Consider the following 15405-nt stretch of genomic DNA (forward strand, 5'->3'; position numbering starts at 1 on the left):
CGATCAGAGCAATTTCCGAGCCGCCGCGACGTCAGCGATTGTTCTTTATCGACGCCTGGCGCAGTTCGAGCCACATCGGCTGATGGTCCGAGGCCTCGCTATCCTGATCGACCTCGCAAGCTGCGATGCGCGATGTCAGATCCTCCGTTACGAAAATGAAATCGCAGGCGAAGGGCCCCTCCGGCCACTGGTCGTGATCATATAAACCCACTGTAGGGGCACGCGGCGCGCGAGGGTGCGAACTGGCCCACGCATCGATAAAACGGGGAGCGTCGGCAATCGGTTCGAGCATCCGGCAATACGCGCTGCTTTCGAACGCACTGTTAAAGTCACCACAGACAATCGCGTCCACGGGTCGCGCGGTGTCGTAAAACGGGCTGTCGATTTTCTCCGCCTTGGCGGGCGCTTGCGCGTGAGCGCACGCTTCTCTGTGCAGTTCCCGCAAACTGGCGACCTGCGCGAGCCGCTGCTTCTCCGAATAGAACTCGAGGTGCGTGGAGATCACCCGAATCGCGCCGATATCGGTTTCGATCACGGCTTCGAGCGCGACTCTCATCATCGACGGCTTGGCGGGGTCCGCAGGCCACGGCAGCGAATGACGCAGTACTTGCCTGACGGGCAGGCGCGTGACGATCGCGTTGCCAAACTGACGCCGGTGCCGGCTCGCGCCGAGCGCCGGAAGATCGGAGCCCACTGCGTCGAGCACCGTGAACTGCGGAAGCAGTGCGGCCAGCTCGACGAATTGGTCGGCGGATGGGCCGCCGGCCAAACCGCCCGACGCCGGGCCTTCATGAAAACCGCGCGTGACTTCCTGCACGCAGAGAATGTCGAAATCGCACAGCGCGCGCGCTTCGCGCACGATTCGGGCGAGGTCGACCCGGCCGTCCACGCCGCGTCCCCATTGAACATTCCAATCGACGAGTTTCATGGCGGTTTAAACTCCATTCGGCTTGCGCCGCCCGGTTGTCCGGGGCAGAGCTAGCCCACTGTGTCCGGACCGAGGTAGCCGGGCAGTCCCAGCGCCGCCTTGGTCTTTGCCAGGCCGATCGCTTCGTCCACTAGCGCGGCGAATGTCTCGTCACTGTCCGGTCTTGGCAGATTCGAGCGAAAGAAGTCGGCCCAGCGGAATTCTTCCAGCGGGACATTGGTTTTCTCATAACCGCCGGCATCGCGCACTGCCGCTGCGAGGCTGCAGTACTCGTCATCGAGCAGCGCCCAGATGTGTTCCGGCAAATCGGAAAACGGCCGACGTTTGCCTTCAGCGTCGAACGGATACGCCCACCGTTCGTTTTCCATGCTCAGCCAGAAAGACGCCTGCGAATAAGAGGAAAGATCCCTGACCAGAACGACCGGCACGGATTTGACGCCCACGTGCCAGAGCGCGGCGGCCACGTGATGATGGTCGATCGCAGACGGCGTGTTGCCGGGACCGTAGACGACGGGTATCGGTTTCTCAGCGATGGCCATTTCCAGATCGTGCCCGCTCAGCGCTTTATATTGGCTGATTTTATTGCGGACCTCCCGCGCGCCGTGTGTCAGTTGAGTGGGACGCAGGCGTTCGATTTTTAGTGTGATCATGCCGTCTCCCTTGCAAAAAGCGGTCGACCAGAGTCCGCCTGTTGAGTCCTCGCGCAAGATGCATGCCGTTGCGAATAGAAGCAGCGCGCGTGTCTGGCGGTCGTCATGACGAACCCTCACTCTCGCGCCGGGCCTGTGCCTTGCTCCACGTCAAACCGCGCGGCAACGCGTGAATGACGCGATTGTCGCTGCCCTTTAACTCGCGGACAAGCTGAGCGGCAAGCGCAAACAATCGAGGTAATGCTTGTGGTCCGTGCTGAAAGCCTGGCTTCCGCTTACGCCACCGAATGCACGGCTTCTAAGCCGAGCCGCTCAATCAACCGCTGCGCGTCGAAGGGCGCATGTGTTTTGGCATCGTTGTCGAAATAGCAGTACACGTCGCGGTGCGCCCGACGCGGAGGATGAAGATTCGGCGCGATCAACCGCGCGTCGGCGGGCTGCGAACCGCGGCGCCATGCGTCGATCCGGGCGGCCCAGTCGTCTAGCGCTTCGTCCGCGTAGGCGCCGGAATACCGCGACTCGGTGCCATGCAGTCGGATGTAAACGAAGTCAGCGGTGACATCTTCCGCCAGTGGCCACGGTTCGGTCGAATCGGAGACGACCAGCGCGGTGTCGTACTGCCTGAGCATGTCGATGAAGGCGGCATCCATAAAACTGGCGTGACGCACCTCAACGGCATGGCGCAGTTTGCGCTTGCGGTCCATCGCGACATAGGGCGTCTTGACCCGCGCATCGTGTTGCTCCGCCAAAGAGAGCGCGGCCGCGGTGTCGCGAGGCAGGAAACGTAAAAAGCGTTCCATGGCCGCCGGCTCGAAGCGGAACGAAGGCGGGAACTGCCACAGAATGGGGCCCAGCTTTTCATTCAGGGCGAGCAGGCCCTGCGCGAAAAAGTTGGCGCTGGCGACTTGCGCGCTGTCGTCGCGGAAACGCAGTAGATGCGTCAGATACCGCGCGCCTTTCACACTGAAGACGAAGTCGGCGGGCGTCTCGGCATACCAACGCCGCCAACTGTCGAGCGACTGAAGGCTGTAATGCGTACCATTGATTTCAATGCTCTGAAAAAGCGACGACGCAAACTGCAGTTCGGCGGCCTGTTTCAGCCCACGGGGGTAGAACGCATCTCTCCATCCCTTGTAGCGCCAACCCGAAATGCCGATACGTACGTCGCCGATCTGTTTCATGGGTCTATCGCGCGGTTGCATGTGTGAACCGAATGCAGACGACGCGAGCAACCGGTGTTCCCGCAGTGTCGCGGCGTCCGGGGTTCAGTTCACGGGGTACGGATCGCCTGACTGCAGGGCGCTTAACAACGGACTATCAAGGAGTAAGAAGTCGTGCCGAAAGCTTCTCCATCAACTGCGTTTGGAATTTTCGAGCGCGTGGTCGTTAGCCTCTACGACGGTGGCGTTCTGTCGCCGGCGGTGCTGGAGCGCGTCATTGGCGCGTTCGCGCAAGCGGATGTCGACTGGCATGGCAGCCCACGAGTCCGTTCCGTCGATGGCCGCTCGCTGCATGAAATTGTCGTTCAGACGATGCTTCCGGGCGGTGAGCAGAAGTCGGCGTCGACCTCGTTTATGACGGTGGTCGAACACATCGCGGAAACCGCGCTTTCGGCTGGCGCTGCGAGTGAAACTGCCAAGGAGGCCGAACCGCGGCGCGCCAAAAGCAGAAAACCAGCCGACGTGAACGAAGAATCCGCTGCGGATGAACTGCTGGCGCAATTGTCCGGCAGTGCACCCTCGGCCAAGCGGCGTCGCTCGAACAAAGCCGATACGCCGGCCGGGTCGAGCACCTTCAATCCGTTTCTGAATGCGGCGCTACCGCGTACGAAGAAGTCCTGACAACCGTCCCGCTTCACTGCGAATTGGCCCACGCAATAGCGTCCTCACCGGCGGCGATGCGCAGCGGGGCCGATGGGTCGTTCGCCGCGCGCCACACGGCTTGCGCTACGTCGAGCGAGCGAGTGATCGCCGACTCCTGCTGCCATTGGGCGAAGACGCGTTGCGCCAGATCCGAATACGCTTCCGGAACGCCGCCCTGCATGCGGGACCGCGCGTTCTCGCCGAAGCGGGTTTCCGGCGCGCGTCCCGGCAGGACGAGGCGCACGTGTACATTGAACGGCTCCAGTTCCAGCGCCACGGATTCGCTGAAGGCGTTGATCGCCGCCTTGCTGGCGGTGTACACGGACAACAGATGGAGCGGCCTCAAGGTCACACTCGAAGTGACGTTGACGACGACGCCTCCTCTGCGTTTCCGAAACTGAGGCAGGACCGCCTGGGTCATCGCTATCGTGCCGAGCGTGTTCGTTTCGAAGACTTCACGAGCGATGTCCATCGAGGTGCCTTCGAGGGCGTTCAGTACGCCAATCCCCGCGTTATTGACGAGTACGTCGAGCGGCCCGGCAGCCTTCACGGCATCACGGATGCTCACCGGATCCGTCACATCGAGGGCAAGTACGTGCAGACGTTCGGAGCGCGGCAGAACATCCTCGCGCGGCGTGCGCATGGTGGCGATGACGCGCCAGTCACGATCGAGGAAATAGAGGGCGGTGTCGAGGCCGAATCCGGACGAGCAGCCGGTGATCAGGACGGTTTTCATGGCGAGTCCAATAGAGGGTGGCGAGATCCACACAATAAGTCGCCACCACCGGACTTGCTACAATCGAGCGTCCGGTTTTCATTCGAAGGAGTCCGGTTATGGTGGACCCTCTTGCCGAGATCGTCACGCTGCTGCAGCCGCTCGCCACGTTCTCGAAGGTGGTCAGCGGCGCCGGTCGCTGGCGCGTTCGCCGCTCTGAAGCCGGGCAGCCGTTCTACTGCGTGATCCTCGCCGGTTCGTGCCGCCTCGTGACGAATGGGCACGAGCCGATCATTCTTCAGGCAGATGATTTCGTTCTGATCCCTGAGGTATGCGGCTTCACGATGTCCAGTCTCGAGCCACCCGAACAGGAGGACGCCGACACTTCGCCCGTCGCGCTGCTCGACGGCGGATTCAGGCTCGGCGTCGAGGGCGACCCGGCTGACGTGCAACTGCTTGTCGGCCACTGCGTGTTCGGTTCGCCGGACGCGGCCTTGCTGGTGTCACTTCTTCCTGATCTCGTGCATGTTCGCGGCGAGCCCAGGCTGGCCACCCTGGTGAAACTCGTGAGAGACGAATCTCGTGAACAGCGTCCCGCGCGGGAGGTCGTGCTCGCGCGGCTGCTCGAGGTTCTTTTCATCGAAGCGCTCCGGTCGACGGGAACGGCAGCGTCGCCCGGCCTTGTGCGCGGACTCGCCGACGGACGTCTTGCGCTGGCCATACGTCAGATGCACGAAAGTCCTGGCAAGTCCTGGACGGTTGCGCAACTGGCGGCAGCCGCCGCGCTGTCCCGCTCGGCATTTTTCGAACGCTTCAGCCGCGCAGTCGGCGTCGCGCCGATGGAATACCTGTTGTCCTGGCGCATGGCCTTGGCGAAGAACCTGCTGCGGCAGAATGGCAGCGGCGTCGCGAAAGTAGCGGAGCGCGTCGGCTACAGTTCGGCAAGTGCGTTCAGCGTCGCGTTCACTCGCCATGTCGGACTACCGCCGACTCAGTACGCGCACGAGCAAAGCGACACGTCACGCCTGTGATGTGTGCCGGAATGGGGCCGAGTTGCCTGCATATTTTCAGGTAGTATTTGTTCGCGGTGAACTGCAACGTCGATTAGAACAAGTCATGCATTCGGCGCGAAACGCTCTTGCCAATCAGAGTTGTGCCAGCCGGCTTTGAGTGTCTCTCGCATTGCTGCAGAGCGAGGCCGCTCCAGGAGGATCTGCCATGAATACGAAGCAGGGTAAAAAAGTGCATCTCGATGCTGCCGCATCGCATCACGAACAGGCGGCGCGCTTTCATCGCGAGGCATCGCAGTACTACGAGGCGGCCAGGAATTACGATCACGCCGCTCATCAGGCCGTATTGGCACAAGGCCATGCGCTATATGCCATCGAGGAATCCAATCTCGCCGCCAGGCATTCAGGCGCGCCATTGCCGGCAGGGTCCGTCGATAGCGGCCTGACTGCCGCGCAACATCATGCAGCGGCGTCGGAGCTTCATGGGCAGGCGGCGCAACATCTTCGGCGCGCGGCAAAGGTCTTCGATGAAGACCGCAGCGCAGTCGCCCATGAAACTCAGGTGGGATTTTCTCTGGCGTCACGGGCGCTCGCGCATGGCAACGAAGCCGCCAAACAATATGTCGCATCGCTGCGGGAAAAATAGGAAACCGGTGCATGGACGACAACGCACGTGCCTTTAACGGGCTGCGCCCGCGCTTGCAGAAGATTGCGTATCGAATGCTGGGGTCGGTTGCCGAGGCCGAAGATATCGTGCAGGACGTCTGGCTGCGCTGGCATGCAACAGCCCGTGATGCCATCGACAACGCGGAGGCATGGCTGGTCGCGGTCACGACACGAATGTCCATCGACCGTCTGCGCGCGGCGAAGATTCAACGCGAACACTACACGGGCATCTGGTTGCCCGAACCGCTGATGAGCGATTTGCCGGCAACGCCGGAGGAGGCCACGGAGCGCGCCGACGACATCTCCGTGGCTTTTCTGGTGCTGCTCGAGCGGCTGACGCCTGAAGCCCGCGCGGCGTTCCTGCTGCGCGAAATATTCGACGCCGACTATGACGAGGTCGCCCAGGCCATGGGCAAGACGGAGGCGGCGTGCCGTCAGCTGGTAAGCCGTGCGAAAGCGCAACTGCGCGACGAACGTCCACGCTACGAAGTACCGCGCGAAACGCATCTGCGCTTGCTGAGCACATTCGTGCAGGCGCTGCAGCGCGGCGACTTTCACGCGATCAACGCATTGCTGGCCGAAGACGCAAAGCTGATCGGCGACGGCGGCGGCAAAGTCCAGAGCTTCCCGAAACCAATGGTTGGCGGCCAGCGCATCGCGCAGCTGTTCTACGCGTCGTCCCGGCGTTATGGCGACGAACTCAGCGTCAAGCTCGTGGTGCTCAACGGCCAATGGGCGCTGCTGCGCTTTATCGAAGGCAAACTCGAATCGGCACAGTCGTTCGAAACCGACGGCGAACGCATCGTCCGTATTCATGTGCAGCGCAACCCTGACAAGCTCGCGCGCATCGCGGCAGCACACGCCAACGGCTGAACGCCGGTCTCTCCGCGGCTCGGGCGCCTCGACGACTCGATTGGTGCCGCGCGGACAACATGGTGAGCGCGTCCCCAGGCCTACCGTGACACGCCGCGTCCACCTACGATGACTTTGTGCGGCTCGTTGCCGCTAACGCCACCTGCAAGGCAGGGTGGCCACTCATCGTCGCCAGGAGAAATCATGACGCAGCGTATCAACTATGTGCAGCAATCGCCGGAACTGTTCAAGAAGTTTTTCGAACTCAGCAATCTGCTGAAAGACAGCACGATCGAAGAATCGATCCGTGACCTGGTGTCGATCCGGGCGTCGCAACTCAACGGCTGTGGATTCTGCCTGGACATGCACGTGAAGGAAGCGCGCATGCACGGCGAACGCGAGTTGCGCGTCCATCACCTCGCGACGTGGCGCGAGTCGACGCTTTTCGCGCCGTGCGAACGCGCCGCGCTGGCATGGACGGAAGTGTTGACCCGGCTTCCCGAGCACGGCGTGCCCGACGAGCTCTACGAACGCGTGCGTGGCCAATTTTCCGAAAAGGAACTGTCGGACCTGACGTTCGAAGTGATGGCGATCAACGGATGGAACCGTGCGAACGTCGCGTTCAAGACGGTGCCGGGTTCGTCCGACAAGGCATTCGGTCTGGACAAGGCGAACCTCGTCTGAGCAGACGGGTTTCGCTTTTGTCCAGTTCAGGCCCGCGCGGGCGGGCCGCGTTATTCATGGACACACTTATCATGCCTCGTTTGAGAAATACGGCACTGGCCGCGCTCGTCGTCGTGAGCGCGTCGTTGAGCGTGGCGCGCGCCGAGGCGCCCGCCGCAGTCGTCACGCCGTTGATGACGCAGCCTCTTGACGACTATCCGGGCAAGGAAGCCTTGATGATCGCCGTCGAGTATCCGCCGGGCGCGGCGGACCCAGTCCATCGGCATCATGCGCACGGTTTTATCTATGTGCTGGAAGGATCGATCGTGATGCAGGTCAAGGGCGGCAAGGAAGTCACGCTGACGCCCGGGCAGACCTTCTATGAAGGTCCAAACGATGTTCACACGGTCGGGCGCAACGCCAGCCAGACGAAGCCGGCCAGGTTCCTCGTGCTACTGCTGAAGGATAAAGGCGCACCGGTTCTCGTTCCGGAGAAATAGCCGCCTCTGCGCCGCATCCGGTTTCAAAAAAGGGCGGACCGTGTCACAAATGGCAGTGCTGATACGTCTAGTCGCTATGGACTTTACGAACCGCGCTTCCATGTCAGACGACCCCTCACGCCGCCGTATCGCCGGCGCCGCCGACCCGTTCGCAAGCAGTTTCGCGACCAGCTACGCCGGCGTCGTTTCCTTTCTCGCCGTTGCCAACGAAGGCAGCTTTGCCCGCGCTGGCGATCGCCTCGGCATCGGGCGTTCCTCCGTTAGCCGCAACGTGCAGAAGCTCGAGGCCCAGCTCGACGCGCGCCTCTTTCTGCGCACCACGCGCAGCACTTCGTTGACGCGCGAGGGTGAGCTGTTCTACGAGAACTGTCAGCCTGGCATCGAGCGCATCGCCCAGGCGCTGGAAGACATGCGGGAGCTGCGCAACGGGCCGCCGCGCGGCCATCTGCGCATCGTCTCTCCACCGGGCTTCGGCCGCAAGATCGTCGCGCCGTTGCTGCGGGGCTTTCATGCGCGCTATCCCGAGATCGCCCTCGAACTGCTGCTGAACGATCGACCCGCCGATTTCACGGCCGACCGTGTCGACGTATCGTTTCACGACGGGCGTCTGGCGGACAGCGGAATCGTGGCGCGCCGGCTGATTCCGATGCAGATGCTAGTCTGCGCGTCGCCCGCTTATGCGCGAAGACACGGGCTGCCACGGCATGTCGATGAACTGGCGGAGCATCGTTGCATCAACTTCCTCGCCGCGTCCGGCCGCATCAGTGAATGGGAGTTCAAGGTGGACGGTCTCCCGCAGCGCCACCAGCCCGTTGCGCAGCACACATTCAACGACCCCGACCTGATCGTGCAGTCGGTGCTGGACGGGCTGGGAATTGCGCAGTTGCCCGCCTATCAGGTGTGCGACCTGCTGGCCGACGGGCAGTTGCTCAGTTGTCTCGGGCAGCACGCGCCGGAAGATGGCGGCCATTACCTCTGCTATCTCAGCCGCAAGCAGCTTCCCGCGCGGGTCCGCGTGTTCGTCGACTACATGACCGAGCACACGCGCGCGCTCGACCTCCAGTGCGTGACGTCGATGACGACGCGGTCGTCGTTATCGACGGTCGAGTGACGGCATCTGAGCGACCTTGCGTTGATTGAGGCTTTTCATGCAACGCGGTGCGTTTAGCTGCGGCGCTGCTGCATGACGCAGTGCGTCGCTGCCATGTTTTCTGTACGCATGGCACGTGCGGGGTGTCGTGGCGTTGCGTGAGTTTTTGTTGTGAACTGATTGTCTAACAGCAGGAAGATGGCTTCGCTGCGTCATTTGTTGTTCATTGCTGCTCTTTCGTTGCGGTCGGCGTGGCCGATTCGGCCAGCTCACGTGCCCGGATGAGCGCGTTGCTGATCTCGGCCAATATTTTGTCGCGGTCCGCGTCGGTCTGCTGCCGTAACGCGAACGACGGATGATAGGTGGCGATGCCCCAGCCGCCGTCCACGTTGAATGGCGCGTCGAGATAATCTTTCAGGCTGACCTTCCCGCGCAGCAAGGCAGTCAGCGCCGTGGCGCCAAGCGCGACAATCACCGCCGGGCGCACCGCGTGCAACTCGCTCTCGAGCCAGTAAGAACACGCTTCGATCTCACGCTGTCCCGGCGTTTTGTGCAGCCTGCGCTTGCCGCGCGGTTCCCACTTGAAATGCTTCACCGCGTTGGTCAGATAGACCTGCTCGCGCGACAAGCCGGCGCGCGTGATCGCAGTCTCCAGCAATTGCCCCGCCGGCCCGACGAACGGCTGGCCACTCAGATCTTCCTGGTCGCCAGGCTGCTCGCCGATCAGCATGATGCGCGCGTCGCCTGGCCCCGAACTCCCGACAGCTTGCGTCGCATTGCGCCACAGGTCGCAACGCCGGCAGGTATCGAGCGACGAGGGCTGGACGCGAATCGGTTGCGCCATGTCCGCTTCGATCGGAATGATTTTGCCGCCCAGCGCGCCGACGCCGCTCGCCTGCGCCACACGGCGCGCGCCGCTTTTCGCTTCGCTGATCATGGCGGGGATCAGATGACCTTCGGGCAAGCCTTTCCAGAAGCGTACCGGCATGTGCTGTTCGAGCGCCGCCTCGTTCAGCCGCGCCGGATTGAACGTGCTGCGGTAGTAGGCGAGCCATAGCGCCTCGGCTTCGTCGGCGGTATCGCAACGATGGTCACGAGGCAGGGCGCGGCGCTGCTTCAGATGCAGTTGCTGACCGTCCCAGAAAGCGGCGCCGCGCGGCGTGGTGATCATCCAGGTCGCGCGCCCCATGCGTTGCGCAAAATGTTCCGCGGCCCACGCCAATACATCATGCTCGGGTTCGTGCCAGGCGATGTATTCGGGCGTCTGCACCGCCGCCGTTGACGCCGACGCCTGCTTGCGAAACCGCGCGTAGGCAATCATGTCGTGCTTGGCGCGCCGCACGCTTTTGGCCATGCGATAAAGGCGTGCGCCATCCGCGTCCGCCGGCGAGGCGGCCGCGCGGTCGCCGTGATGCCAGCGCCACAGGACCTTGTACAGAAACGCCCAACGCTGTGATTCGCGGCACAGGGCGGCGTCTTGCAATAGCGCCGCCAGCTCCTTCGAAACATGCACGGCGGTGGATCGAGCCTCGGCTTCCTCTGACGTCGTGCCATAGTCGAACAGCGCCTGCTCCTGCGCTAACTCAGGGTCCTGCTTGATGCGCCATTCGATCGCCTCCGGCGCGAGGCCTTCGGCTAAAGCGCTGAGCGATGCGGCGCGCCAGGCGACGAAATGGTCTTCGATAACGATGGAACGCATTGCGACGCTTCACAACAACGCCAGTTGCACCGGCGGCGCCAATACCCGGCGCAAGCGGGCCGACGACGTGTCATGCAGCGCCGCGCGATAGTCTTGCGTCACGACAAATGGCTTGATCTTTTCCAGCGGACAACGCAGCCGCACGAGGTCCTCGTACCGCACCCGGCGCGAACGCCGTAACTCCACCAACCGTTTTGCGTTGCGCATGCCGATGCCCGGCACGCGCGCGATCATGCGCAGCGGCGCGCGGTTCAGGTCGACCGGAAACTGCTCGCGATGCGCCAACGCCCACGCGAGCTTCGGATCGATGTCGAGCGACAGGTTGCCCGGCTGTTCGAACAATTCGTCCGCACTGAAGCCGTAGCCGCGCATCAGGAAATCCGCCTGATACAGCCGATGTTCGCGTAACAACGGCGGCGCCTGAGCCGGCAAGGCAGAGGGACTGTCGGGAATCGGGCTGAAGGCGGAGTAATAGACGCGCTTGAGCTTGTATGACCCGTAGAGCGTCGCGGCGGTCTGCAAGATCGTGCTGTCGTTCGTCTGATCCGCGCCGACGATCATCTGCGTGCTTTGGCCCGCGGGCGTGAACTTTGGCGCTCCGGCGTCGCTATGCGCTTCTTCCTGCGCAAGGCGGATCGAGCCCATGGCGAGCTTGATGGTGCGGACGTTCTTTTCCGGCGCGAGCAGCGCGAGGCTGCTGTCCGTAGGCAGTTCGATGTTCACGCTCAAACGGTCGGCATAACGCCCGGCTTGCGCAATCAACTGCGGATCGGCGTCAGGAATCGTCTTCAGATGAAGATAGCCGCGAAACTGATGATCCTCACGCAACGACTGGGCGACGCGCACGAGCTGTTCCATCGTGTAGTTCGACGACCGAATGATTCCGGAACTCAGAAACAGTCCGTCGATGTAATTGCGCCGATAAAAATCCAGCGTCAGGTCGACGACTTCCTCGGGCGTGAAGCGCGCGCGCGGCACGTTGCTCGAGCGCCGGTTGACGCAGTACTGACAGTCGTACAAACAGAAATTGGTGAGCAGGATTTTCAGCAGCGAGACGCAGCGCCCGTCTGGCGTGAAACTGTGGCAGATGCCCGCGCCGGTGCTGGCGCCGAGGCCCGCAATGCCGCGCGAGCCGCGTTTGGGCGCGCCGCTGCTTGCGCATGACGCGTCGTACTTCGCGGCGTCGGCCAATACTTCCAGCTTTTTGAGCAGTTCCACGTTGCCACCAATACTGTATGGATGTACAGTATTGTACGTGGGGAGGCGGTGAGTGCAAGCGGTTTTTTTTATGGGAAACGGCTGGGGGCGGAATTGTGCTGCTTTTGCCTGCAACGGGGAGCTATCTCATGAGTAACGACCGGGTTTGATAAAGGCGATCGCGGAACCTCGCACAGTCGAGCGGTCTGAATAGAGCAGGTACCGCGGGTGAGCCCGCACAATGAACGGAGATTCATCCACATGCCGGCTTTATCCGGTCAGGAACGCCATGCCTGAACAACTTTGGCTGCCTGGGCTCGAGGCGCCGCCAACGCCGACAGACGGCCTGTTCTTCGCCGTTTTTCCCGATACCGCTACAGCGACCAGCATCTCGAAGCTCGCGCAACAGCTTTGCGGGGAGTCGCGCGCGCGGAGCAAGCCGCTTGCGGCGGGTCGTCTGCATGTCACTTTGCATCACCTGGGAAATTTCGCCGGTGGTTTGCCCCAGAAGCGAGTCGATGCGGCGATCCAGGCGGCTGCGTCGATCAGAATGGAGCCGTTTAGCGTCGAATTCGACACGGCGGTCAGCTTTGCCTTGAAGCCAAGGCCCGGCCCGCTGGTGTTGGGCGGAGGCGAAGGCGTCGCCGGCTTGCACGTACTGCACGACGCCTTGGGTCGTGCGTTGCAGAGCGCCGGGTTGGGTGAGCACGCGGTCTCGTCCGCGGCGCAGTACACACCGCACGTCACGCTGGCGTATGGGATGCCATGGGCCGCGGCACGCCCCGTCGAGCCGGTCTGCTGGAACGTGCGCGAGTTTGCGTTGATGCACAGTTTGCTCGGGCGTACGCGGCATGTCGCATTGGCGCGCTGGACTTTGACTGGCGCCGAATCCTAGCGCGCGTTGCCCTGGGTGACGGTGGCGTATTGTAGGACGCCGAGCTAGAACCGCATGCCGGTCGCGCAACCGCCGGCGAAACCGGCACCGCTTCCGCCCGCGCCACGGCAGAACACGCCGCAACCGGAGAGCGCGAACACCATGGTGACGCCGGCCAGCGTCGCGCGCAGCCACGGTTTTCGAGTGCGCTTGCCTGGATTGATGAGATCCGCGGCCGGCTGCGGACTGATGCGGGCATGGAGAGCGATGGAGGTGTGACTGCGGCTTGAAGTGATCATTCGGGGTTTCATGGCGTGGATGACTGTGGGAGCGGTAAGGGAAGGCGTGCAGGGCGCCGTCTGTTGAAAGTGTTTTGTCAGATTTGGCCGTGGAAAATGGGGCGGCAAGTGCCGTGGTAACGAATCGCCGAGGCTAGCGCACGACCGTGTGCCCTCAAATACGCGGAATCTGAAAACGTAGGAGGTTTCGTCGGTTCGAGAAGCGGAACGATCGTGCGCGCCCTGATAGAATGCTTGGGCCGCAACGTAGTGGATTGCAGATGAAATTGCTTGATGCGTTAGTCGAACAGCGTATTGCCGCCGCCGCCGCGCGAGGCGAATTCGACGAGTTACCGGGCGCCGGCGCGCCGCTGTCGCTGGACGACGATACTTTGGTCCCCGAAGAAGTGCGCGTCGCCAACCGGATTTTGAAGAATGCAGGCTTTGTGCCGCCCGCTATTGAGCAGTTGCGCGCGTTGCGCGACCTGCAAGCGGAGTTGAATGCCGTGAGCGACCGGGCTACCCGTTGCCGTCTCCAGGCGCGCATGCTCGCGCTCGATATGGCACTTGAATCGTTGCGTGGCGGCCCGCTGGTTCTGCCGCGCGAATACTGCCGGCGTATCGCCGAGCGGCTATCCGAGCGCGCGGGCAACCTCGATACGGCAGACGCGGGTTCGCAGTGAGCGAGCCGCTTGCCCAGTCCACCGCGCCGGATTCAGACTCTGTCGAATCTCACGGAGCGCTGAATGTGCCGGGTTCCGAACGCTCGGTGAGCGATGTCGCTGAATCGGCAGCGACCGAGTCGGGCGCCGCCGTCTCGGCGGGTTCAGAGGCCGCCCTTGGCGAACCGCCCACCTGTTCCACCGTCCCCGAAGTCACGGAGCGCGATCGCCGTTTCATGGCGCTGGCGCAAGCCGCCGCTGAAAAAGCGCGCGCCGCCGGTGAAGTGCCCGTCGGCGCAGTCCTCGTGCGAGGCGATGAAGTCATTGGCACAGGTTTCAATCATCCGATTGGTGGCCACGACCCGTCGGCGCATGCGGAAATGGCCGCTTTGCGCGCCGCGGCGCAAGCCATCGAGAACTATCGTTTGCCGGGCTGCGAACTCTACGTCACGCTGGAGCCGTGCCTGATGTGCGCGGGCGCGATCATGCATGCGCGCATCGCGCGAGTCGTATTCGGGGCGCGCGATCCGAAAACGGGGGCGTGCGGCAGCGTCGTCAATGCGTTCGCGAATCCTCAGTTGAATCATCACACCACGGTGATCGGCGGCGTGCTCGAAAATGAATGCGGGGCCGCCCTCAAGTCGTTCTTTGCCGAGCGGCGGCGCGCGAGCCGCGAAGCGCGTGCGGCGGCACGGGGCGACGCAGCTGCGGCAGCCAGCGCACCGGGCATCGCACCGGGGCCCGCCCAGTCGCTCTAAAACAACAATGTCCAGCAAGGTCCTGCCAATGACCGTCCATCGCACCATTGAACTGATCGCGCCGTCCGGATATCCGCACGACCCCGAGGTGCTGCATCGCGCGTTGGCGCGCTTCCATGCGCAGGGGCATCACGTCGAGGGCGTGGAAGCGACGAAGCGTCGCTTCCAGCGCTTTGCCGGCACCGATGGCGAGCGCGCGGCCGAGTTGAACCGCCTCGCCGATCCGTCGCGTAAGTTGCCGGACATCGTGCTGGCCGTGCGCGGCGGCTACGGCGCGGTGCGCATCCTGCACGGCCTCGACTACGAAGGCTTGCAACGGCGGCTCACCGATCAACCGATCGCACTGGTCGGACACAGTGATTTCACCGCGATCCAGCTTGCGCTGCTGGCGCGCGCCGGCGTGAAGAGCTTCGGCGGCCCGATGGTGATGAGCGACTTCGGCGCGGAGGAACTGAGCGAGTTCACCATGCAGCGCTTCTGGTCGGCGGTGACGAAGCCGACCATGACGATCTCGAACAACACGCCGCAAGCGCAGCCGGTCGACGTCTCTGGCATGTTGTGGGGCGGCAATCTGGCGGTTCTGACGTCGCTGATCGGCACGCCGTACATGCCGCCGGTGCAGGGCGGCATCCTCTTTATCGAGGACGTCAACGAGCAGCCGTTCCGGGTCGAGCGGATGATCTACCAGTTGCACCTGTCCGGCATTCTTGCGCAGCAACAGGCGCTCGTGCTGGGCGATTTCTCCGGCGCCAAGCCCTACGAATACGACAACGGCTACGATCTGCACGCAATGATCGAGCAGGTGAGGTCGGTGATCGGCATTCCGGTCGTCACCGGCCTGCAATTCGGGCATGTCCGCAACATGGTGACGCTGCCCGTGGGCGCGGACGCGCATCTCGTCGCGAATGCGCACGGGTTCAAACTGAGTTTGTCGGGCTATCCGTACCTCGCATGAGTTAGCTGGAAGGGGAAGCGGGCGATTGTCCGCTTTCTTTTTGACT

18 protein-coding genes are annotated in these 15405 nt (G+C 62.9%); 11 read left to right on the plus strand and 7 right to left on the minus strand.

What is annotated here, in order from left to right:
* Positions 1–31 precede the first annotated feature (31 nt).
* The 3 genes from B0G82_RS14635 to B0G82_RS14645 all read right to left on the minus strand — a co-directional run bounded on the left by B0G82_RS14635 (position 32) and on the right by B0G82_RS14645 (position 2759).
* The gene (locus B0G82_RS14635; RefSeq protein WP_121307774.1) at positions 32–928 is read right to left on the minus strand and encodes an endonuclease/exonuclease/phosphatase family protein; all 897 of its coding nucleotides are present in this window, start codon (positions 926–928) and stop codon (positions 32–34) included.
* A gap of 50 nt (positions 929–978) precedes the next feature.
* The gene (locus B0G82_RS14640) at positions 979–1578 is read right to left on the minus strand and encodes a ParB/Srx family N-terminal domain-containing protein (protein ID WP_121307775.1); all 600 of its coding nucleotides are present in this window, start codon (positions 1576–1578) and stop codon (positions 979–981) included.
* 275 nt (positions 1579–1853) lie between these two features.
* Positions 1854–2759, minus strand: a complete 906-nt coding sequence (locus tag B0G82_RS14645) for a DUF72 domain-containing protein (RefSeq protein WP_121307776.1) — start codon at positions 2757–2759, stop codon at positions 1854–1856.
* A 153-nt stretch (positions 2760–2912) separates the two neighbouring features.
* Between B0G82_RS14645 and B0G82_RS14650 the strand changes: the two genes are divergently transcribed.
* The gene (locus B0G82_RS14650; protein WP_121307777.1) at positions 2913–3419 is read left to right on the plus strand and encodes a hypothetical protein; all 507 of its coding nucleotides are present in this window, start codon (positions 2913–2915) and stop codon (positions 3417–3419) included.
* A 13-nt stretch (positions 3420–3432) separates the two neighbouring features.
* On the opposite strand, the gene B0G82_RS14655 is transcribed toward B0G82_RS14650, so the two are convergent.
* Positions 3433–4176, minus strand: a complete 744-nt coding sequence (locus tag B0G82_RS14655) for an SDR family oxidoreductase (protein WP_121307778.1) — start codon at positions 4174–4176, stop codon at positions 3433–3435.
* 98 nt (positions 4177–4274) lie between these two features.
* Here B0G82_RS14655 and B0G82_RS14660 point away from each other — a divergent pair, with 98 nt between their 5' ends.
* From B0G82_RS14660 to B0G82_RS14685, 6 genes are all read left to right on the plus strand, one after another.
* Positions 4275–5186, plus strand: a complete 912-nt coding sequence (locus tag B0G82_RS14660) for an AraC family transcriptional regulator (protein WP_121307779.1) — start codon at positions 4275–4277, stop codon at positions 5184–5186.
* 187 nt (positions 5187–5373) lie between these two features.
* A complete protein-coding gene (locus tag B0G82_RS14665) occupies positions 5374–5811 on the plus strand; it encodes a hypothetical protein (protein WP_121307780.1) in 438 nt (145 codons plus the stop codon).
* Positions 5812–5822: 11 nt separating this feature from the next.
* Complete coding sequence (locus B0G82_RS14670; RefSeq protein WP_121307781.1) at positions 5823–6704, plus strand: RNA polymerase sigma-70 factor; 882 nt, start codon at positions 5823–5825, stop codon at positions 6702–6704.
* A gap of 183 nt (positions 6705–6887) precedes the next feature.
* Positions 6888–7367 carry a carboxymuconolactone decarboxylase family protein gene (locus tag B0G82_RS14675; protein ID WP_121307782.1) on the plus strand — a complete coding sequence of 160 codons (480 nt, stop codon included), beginning with the start codon at positions 6888–6890 and terminating at the stop codon, positions 7365–7367.
* 71 nt (positions 7368–7438) lie between these two features.
* Positions 7439–7846, plus strand: a complete 408-nt coding sequence (locus B0G82_RS14680; protein WP_121308703.1) for a cupin domain-containing protein — start codon at positions 7439–7441, stop codon at positions 7844–7846.
* 100 nt (positions 7847–7946) lie between these two features.
* Positions 7947–8957 (plus strand): LysR family transcriptional regulator, encoded by a 1011-nt coding sequence (locus tag B0G82_RS14685; protein WP_121307783.1) that lies wholly within the window; start codon positions 7947–7949, stop codon positions 8955–8957.
* Between the two features lie 202 nt (positions 8958–9159).
* Here B0G82_RS14685 and B0G82_RS14690 read toward each other — a convergent pair whose 3' ends face one another.
* A complete protein-coding gene (locus B0G82_RS14690) occupies positions 9160–10635 on the minus strand; it encodes a UdgX family uracil-DNA binding protein (RefSeq protein WP_121307784.1) in 1476 nt (491 codons plus the stop codon).
* 9 nt (positions 10636–10644) lie between these two features.
* Positions 10645–11853, minus strand: a complete 1209-nt coding sequence (locus B0G82_RS14695; protein ID WP_121307785.1) for a putative DNA modification/repair radical SAM protein — start codon at positions 11851–11853, stop codon at positions 10645–10647.
* Positions 11854–12121: 268 nt separating this feature from the next.
* Here B0G82_RS14695 and B0G82_RS14700 point away from each other — a divergent pair, with 268 nt between their 5' ends.
* A complete protein-coding gene (locus tag B0G82_RS14700; RefSeq protein WP_121307786.1) occupies positions 12122–12727 on the plus strand; it encodes a 2'-5' RNA ligase family protein in 606 nt (201 codons plus the stop codon).
* Between the two features lie 44 nt (positions 12728–12771).
* On the opposite strand, the gene B0G82_RS14705 is transcribed toward B0G82_RS14700, so the two are convergent.
* Positions 12772–13005 carry a hypothetical protein gene (locus tag B0G82_RS14705; RefSeq protein WP_121307787.1) on the minus strand — a complete coding sequence of 78 codons (234 nt, stop codon included), beginning with the start codon at positions 13003–13005 and terminating at the stop codon, positions 12772–12774.
* Positions 13006–13265: 260 nt separating this feature from the next.
* On the opposite strand from B0G82_RS14705, the gene B0G82_RS14710 reads away from it, so the two are divergent.
* From B0G82_RS14710 to ldcA, 3 genes are read left to right on the plus strand one after another with little or no spacing between them, the layout of a single operon-like run.
* On the plus strand, positions 13266–13667 hold the full coding sequence (locus B0G82_RS14710; RefSeq protein WP_106285565.1) for a DnaJ family domain-containing protein: 402 nt from the start codon (positions 13266–13268) through the stop codon (positions 13665–13667).
* Positions 13668–13726: 59 nt separating this feature from the next.
* Positions 13727–14404 (plus strand): tRNA adenosine(34) deaminase TadA, encoded by a 678-nt coding sequence (gene tadA, locus B0G82_RS14715; protein WP_121308704.1) that lies wholly within the window; start codon positions 13727–13729, stop codon positions 14402–14404.
* Positions 14405–14432: 28 nt separating this feature from the next.
* Positions 14433–15359, plus strand: coding sequence for a muramoyltetrapeptide carboxypeptidase (gene ldcA, locus B0G82_RS14720; RefSeq protein ID WP_121307788.1), 927 nt, complete (start codon positions 14433–14435; stop codon positions 15357–15359).
* Positions 15360–15405: the final 46 nt, after the last annotated feature.

The sequence above is a fragment of the Paraburkholderia sp. BL17N1 genome, from assembly GCF_003634175.1.
Lineage (GTDB): Bacteria > Pseudomonadota > Gammaproteobacteria > Burkholderiales > Burkholderiaceae > Paraburkholderia.

Bases quoted from the DNA above. Each gene is read 5' to 3' on its own strand.
- B0G82_RS14635 (WP_121307774.1), bottom strand. From the start codon at position 928: ATGAAACTCGTCGATTGGAATGTTCAATGGGGACGCGGCGTGGACGGC.
- B0G82_RS14640 (WP_121307775.1), bottom strand. From the start codon at position 1,578: ATGATCACACTAAAAATCGAACGCCTGCGTCCCACTCAACTGACACAC.
- B0G82_RS14645 (WP_121307776.1), bottom strand. From the start codon at position 2,759: ATGAAACAGATCGGCGACGTACGTATCGGCATTTCGGGTTGGCGCTAC.
- B0G82_RS14655 (WP_121307778.1), bottom strand. From the start codon at position 4,176: ATGAAAACCGTCCTGATCACCGGCTGCTCGTCCGGATTCGGCCTCGAC.
- B0G82_RS14660 (WP_121307779.1), top strand. From the start codon at position 4,275: ATGGTGGACCCTCTTGCCGAGATCGTCACGCTGCTGCAGCCGCTCGCC.
- B0G82_RS14665 (WP_121307780.1), top strand. From the start codon at position 5,374: ATGAATACGAAGCAGGGTAAAAAAGTGCATCTCGATGCTGCCGCATCG.
- B0G82_RS14670 (WP_121307781.1), top strand. From the start codon at position 5,823: ATGGACGACAACGCACGTGCCTTTAACGGGCTGCGCCCGCGCTTGCAG.
- B0G82_RS14675 (WP_121307782.1), top strand. From the start codon at position 6,888: ATGACGCAGCGTATCAACTATGTGCAGCAATCGCCGGAACTGTTCAAG.
- B0G82_RS14680 (WP_121308703.1), top strand. From the start codon at position 7,439: ATGCCTCGTTTGAGAAATACGGCACTGGCCGCGCTCGTCGTCGTGAGC.
- B0G82_RS14685 (WP_121307783.1), top strand. From the start codon at position 7,947: ATGTCAGACGACCCCTCACGCCGCCGTATCGCCGGCGCCGCCGACCCG.
- B0G82_RS14690 (WP_121307784.1), bottom strand. From the start codon at position 10,635: ATGCGTTCCATCGTTATCGAAGACCATTTCGTCGCCTGGCGCGCCGCA.
- B0G82_RS14700 (WP_121307786.1), top strand. From the start codon at position 12,122: ATGCCTGAACAACTTTGGCTGCCTGGGCTCGAGGCGCCGCCAACGCCG.
- B0G82_RS14705 (WP_121307787.1), bottom strand. From the start codon at position 13,005: ATGATCACTTCAAGCCGCAGTCACACCTCCATCGCTCTCCATGCCCGC.
- B0G82_RS14710 (WP_106285565.1), top strand. From the start codon at position 13,266: ATGAAATTGCTTGATGCGTTAGTCGAACAGCGTATTGCCGCCGCCGCC.
- ldcA (WP_121307788.1), top strand. From the start codon at position 14,433: ATGACCGTCCATCGCACCATTGAACTGATCGCGCCGTCCGGATATCCG.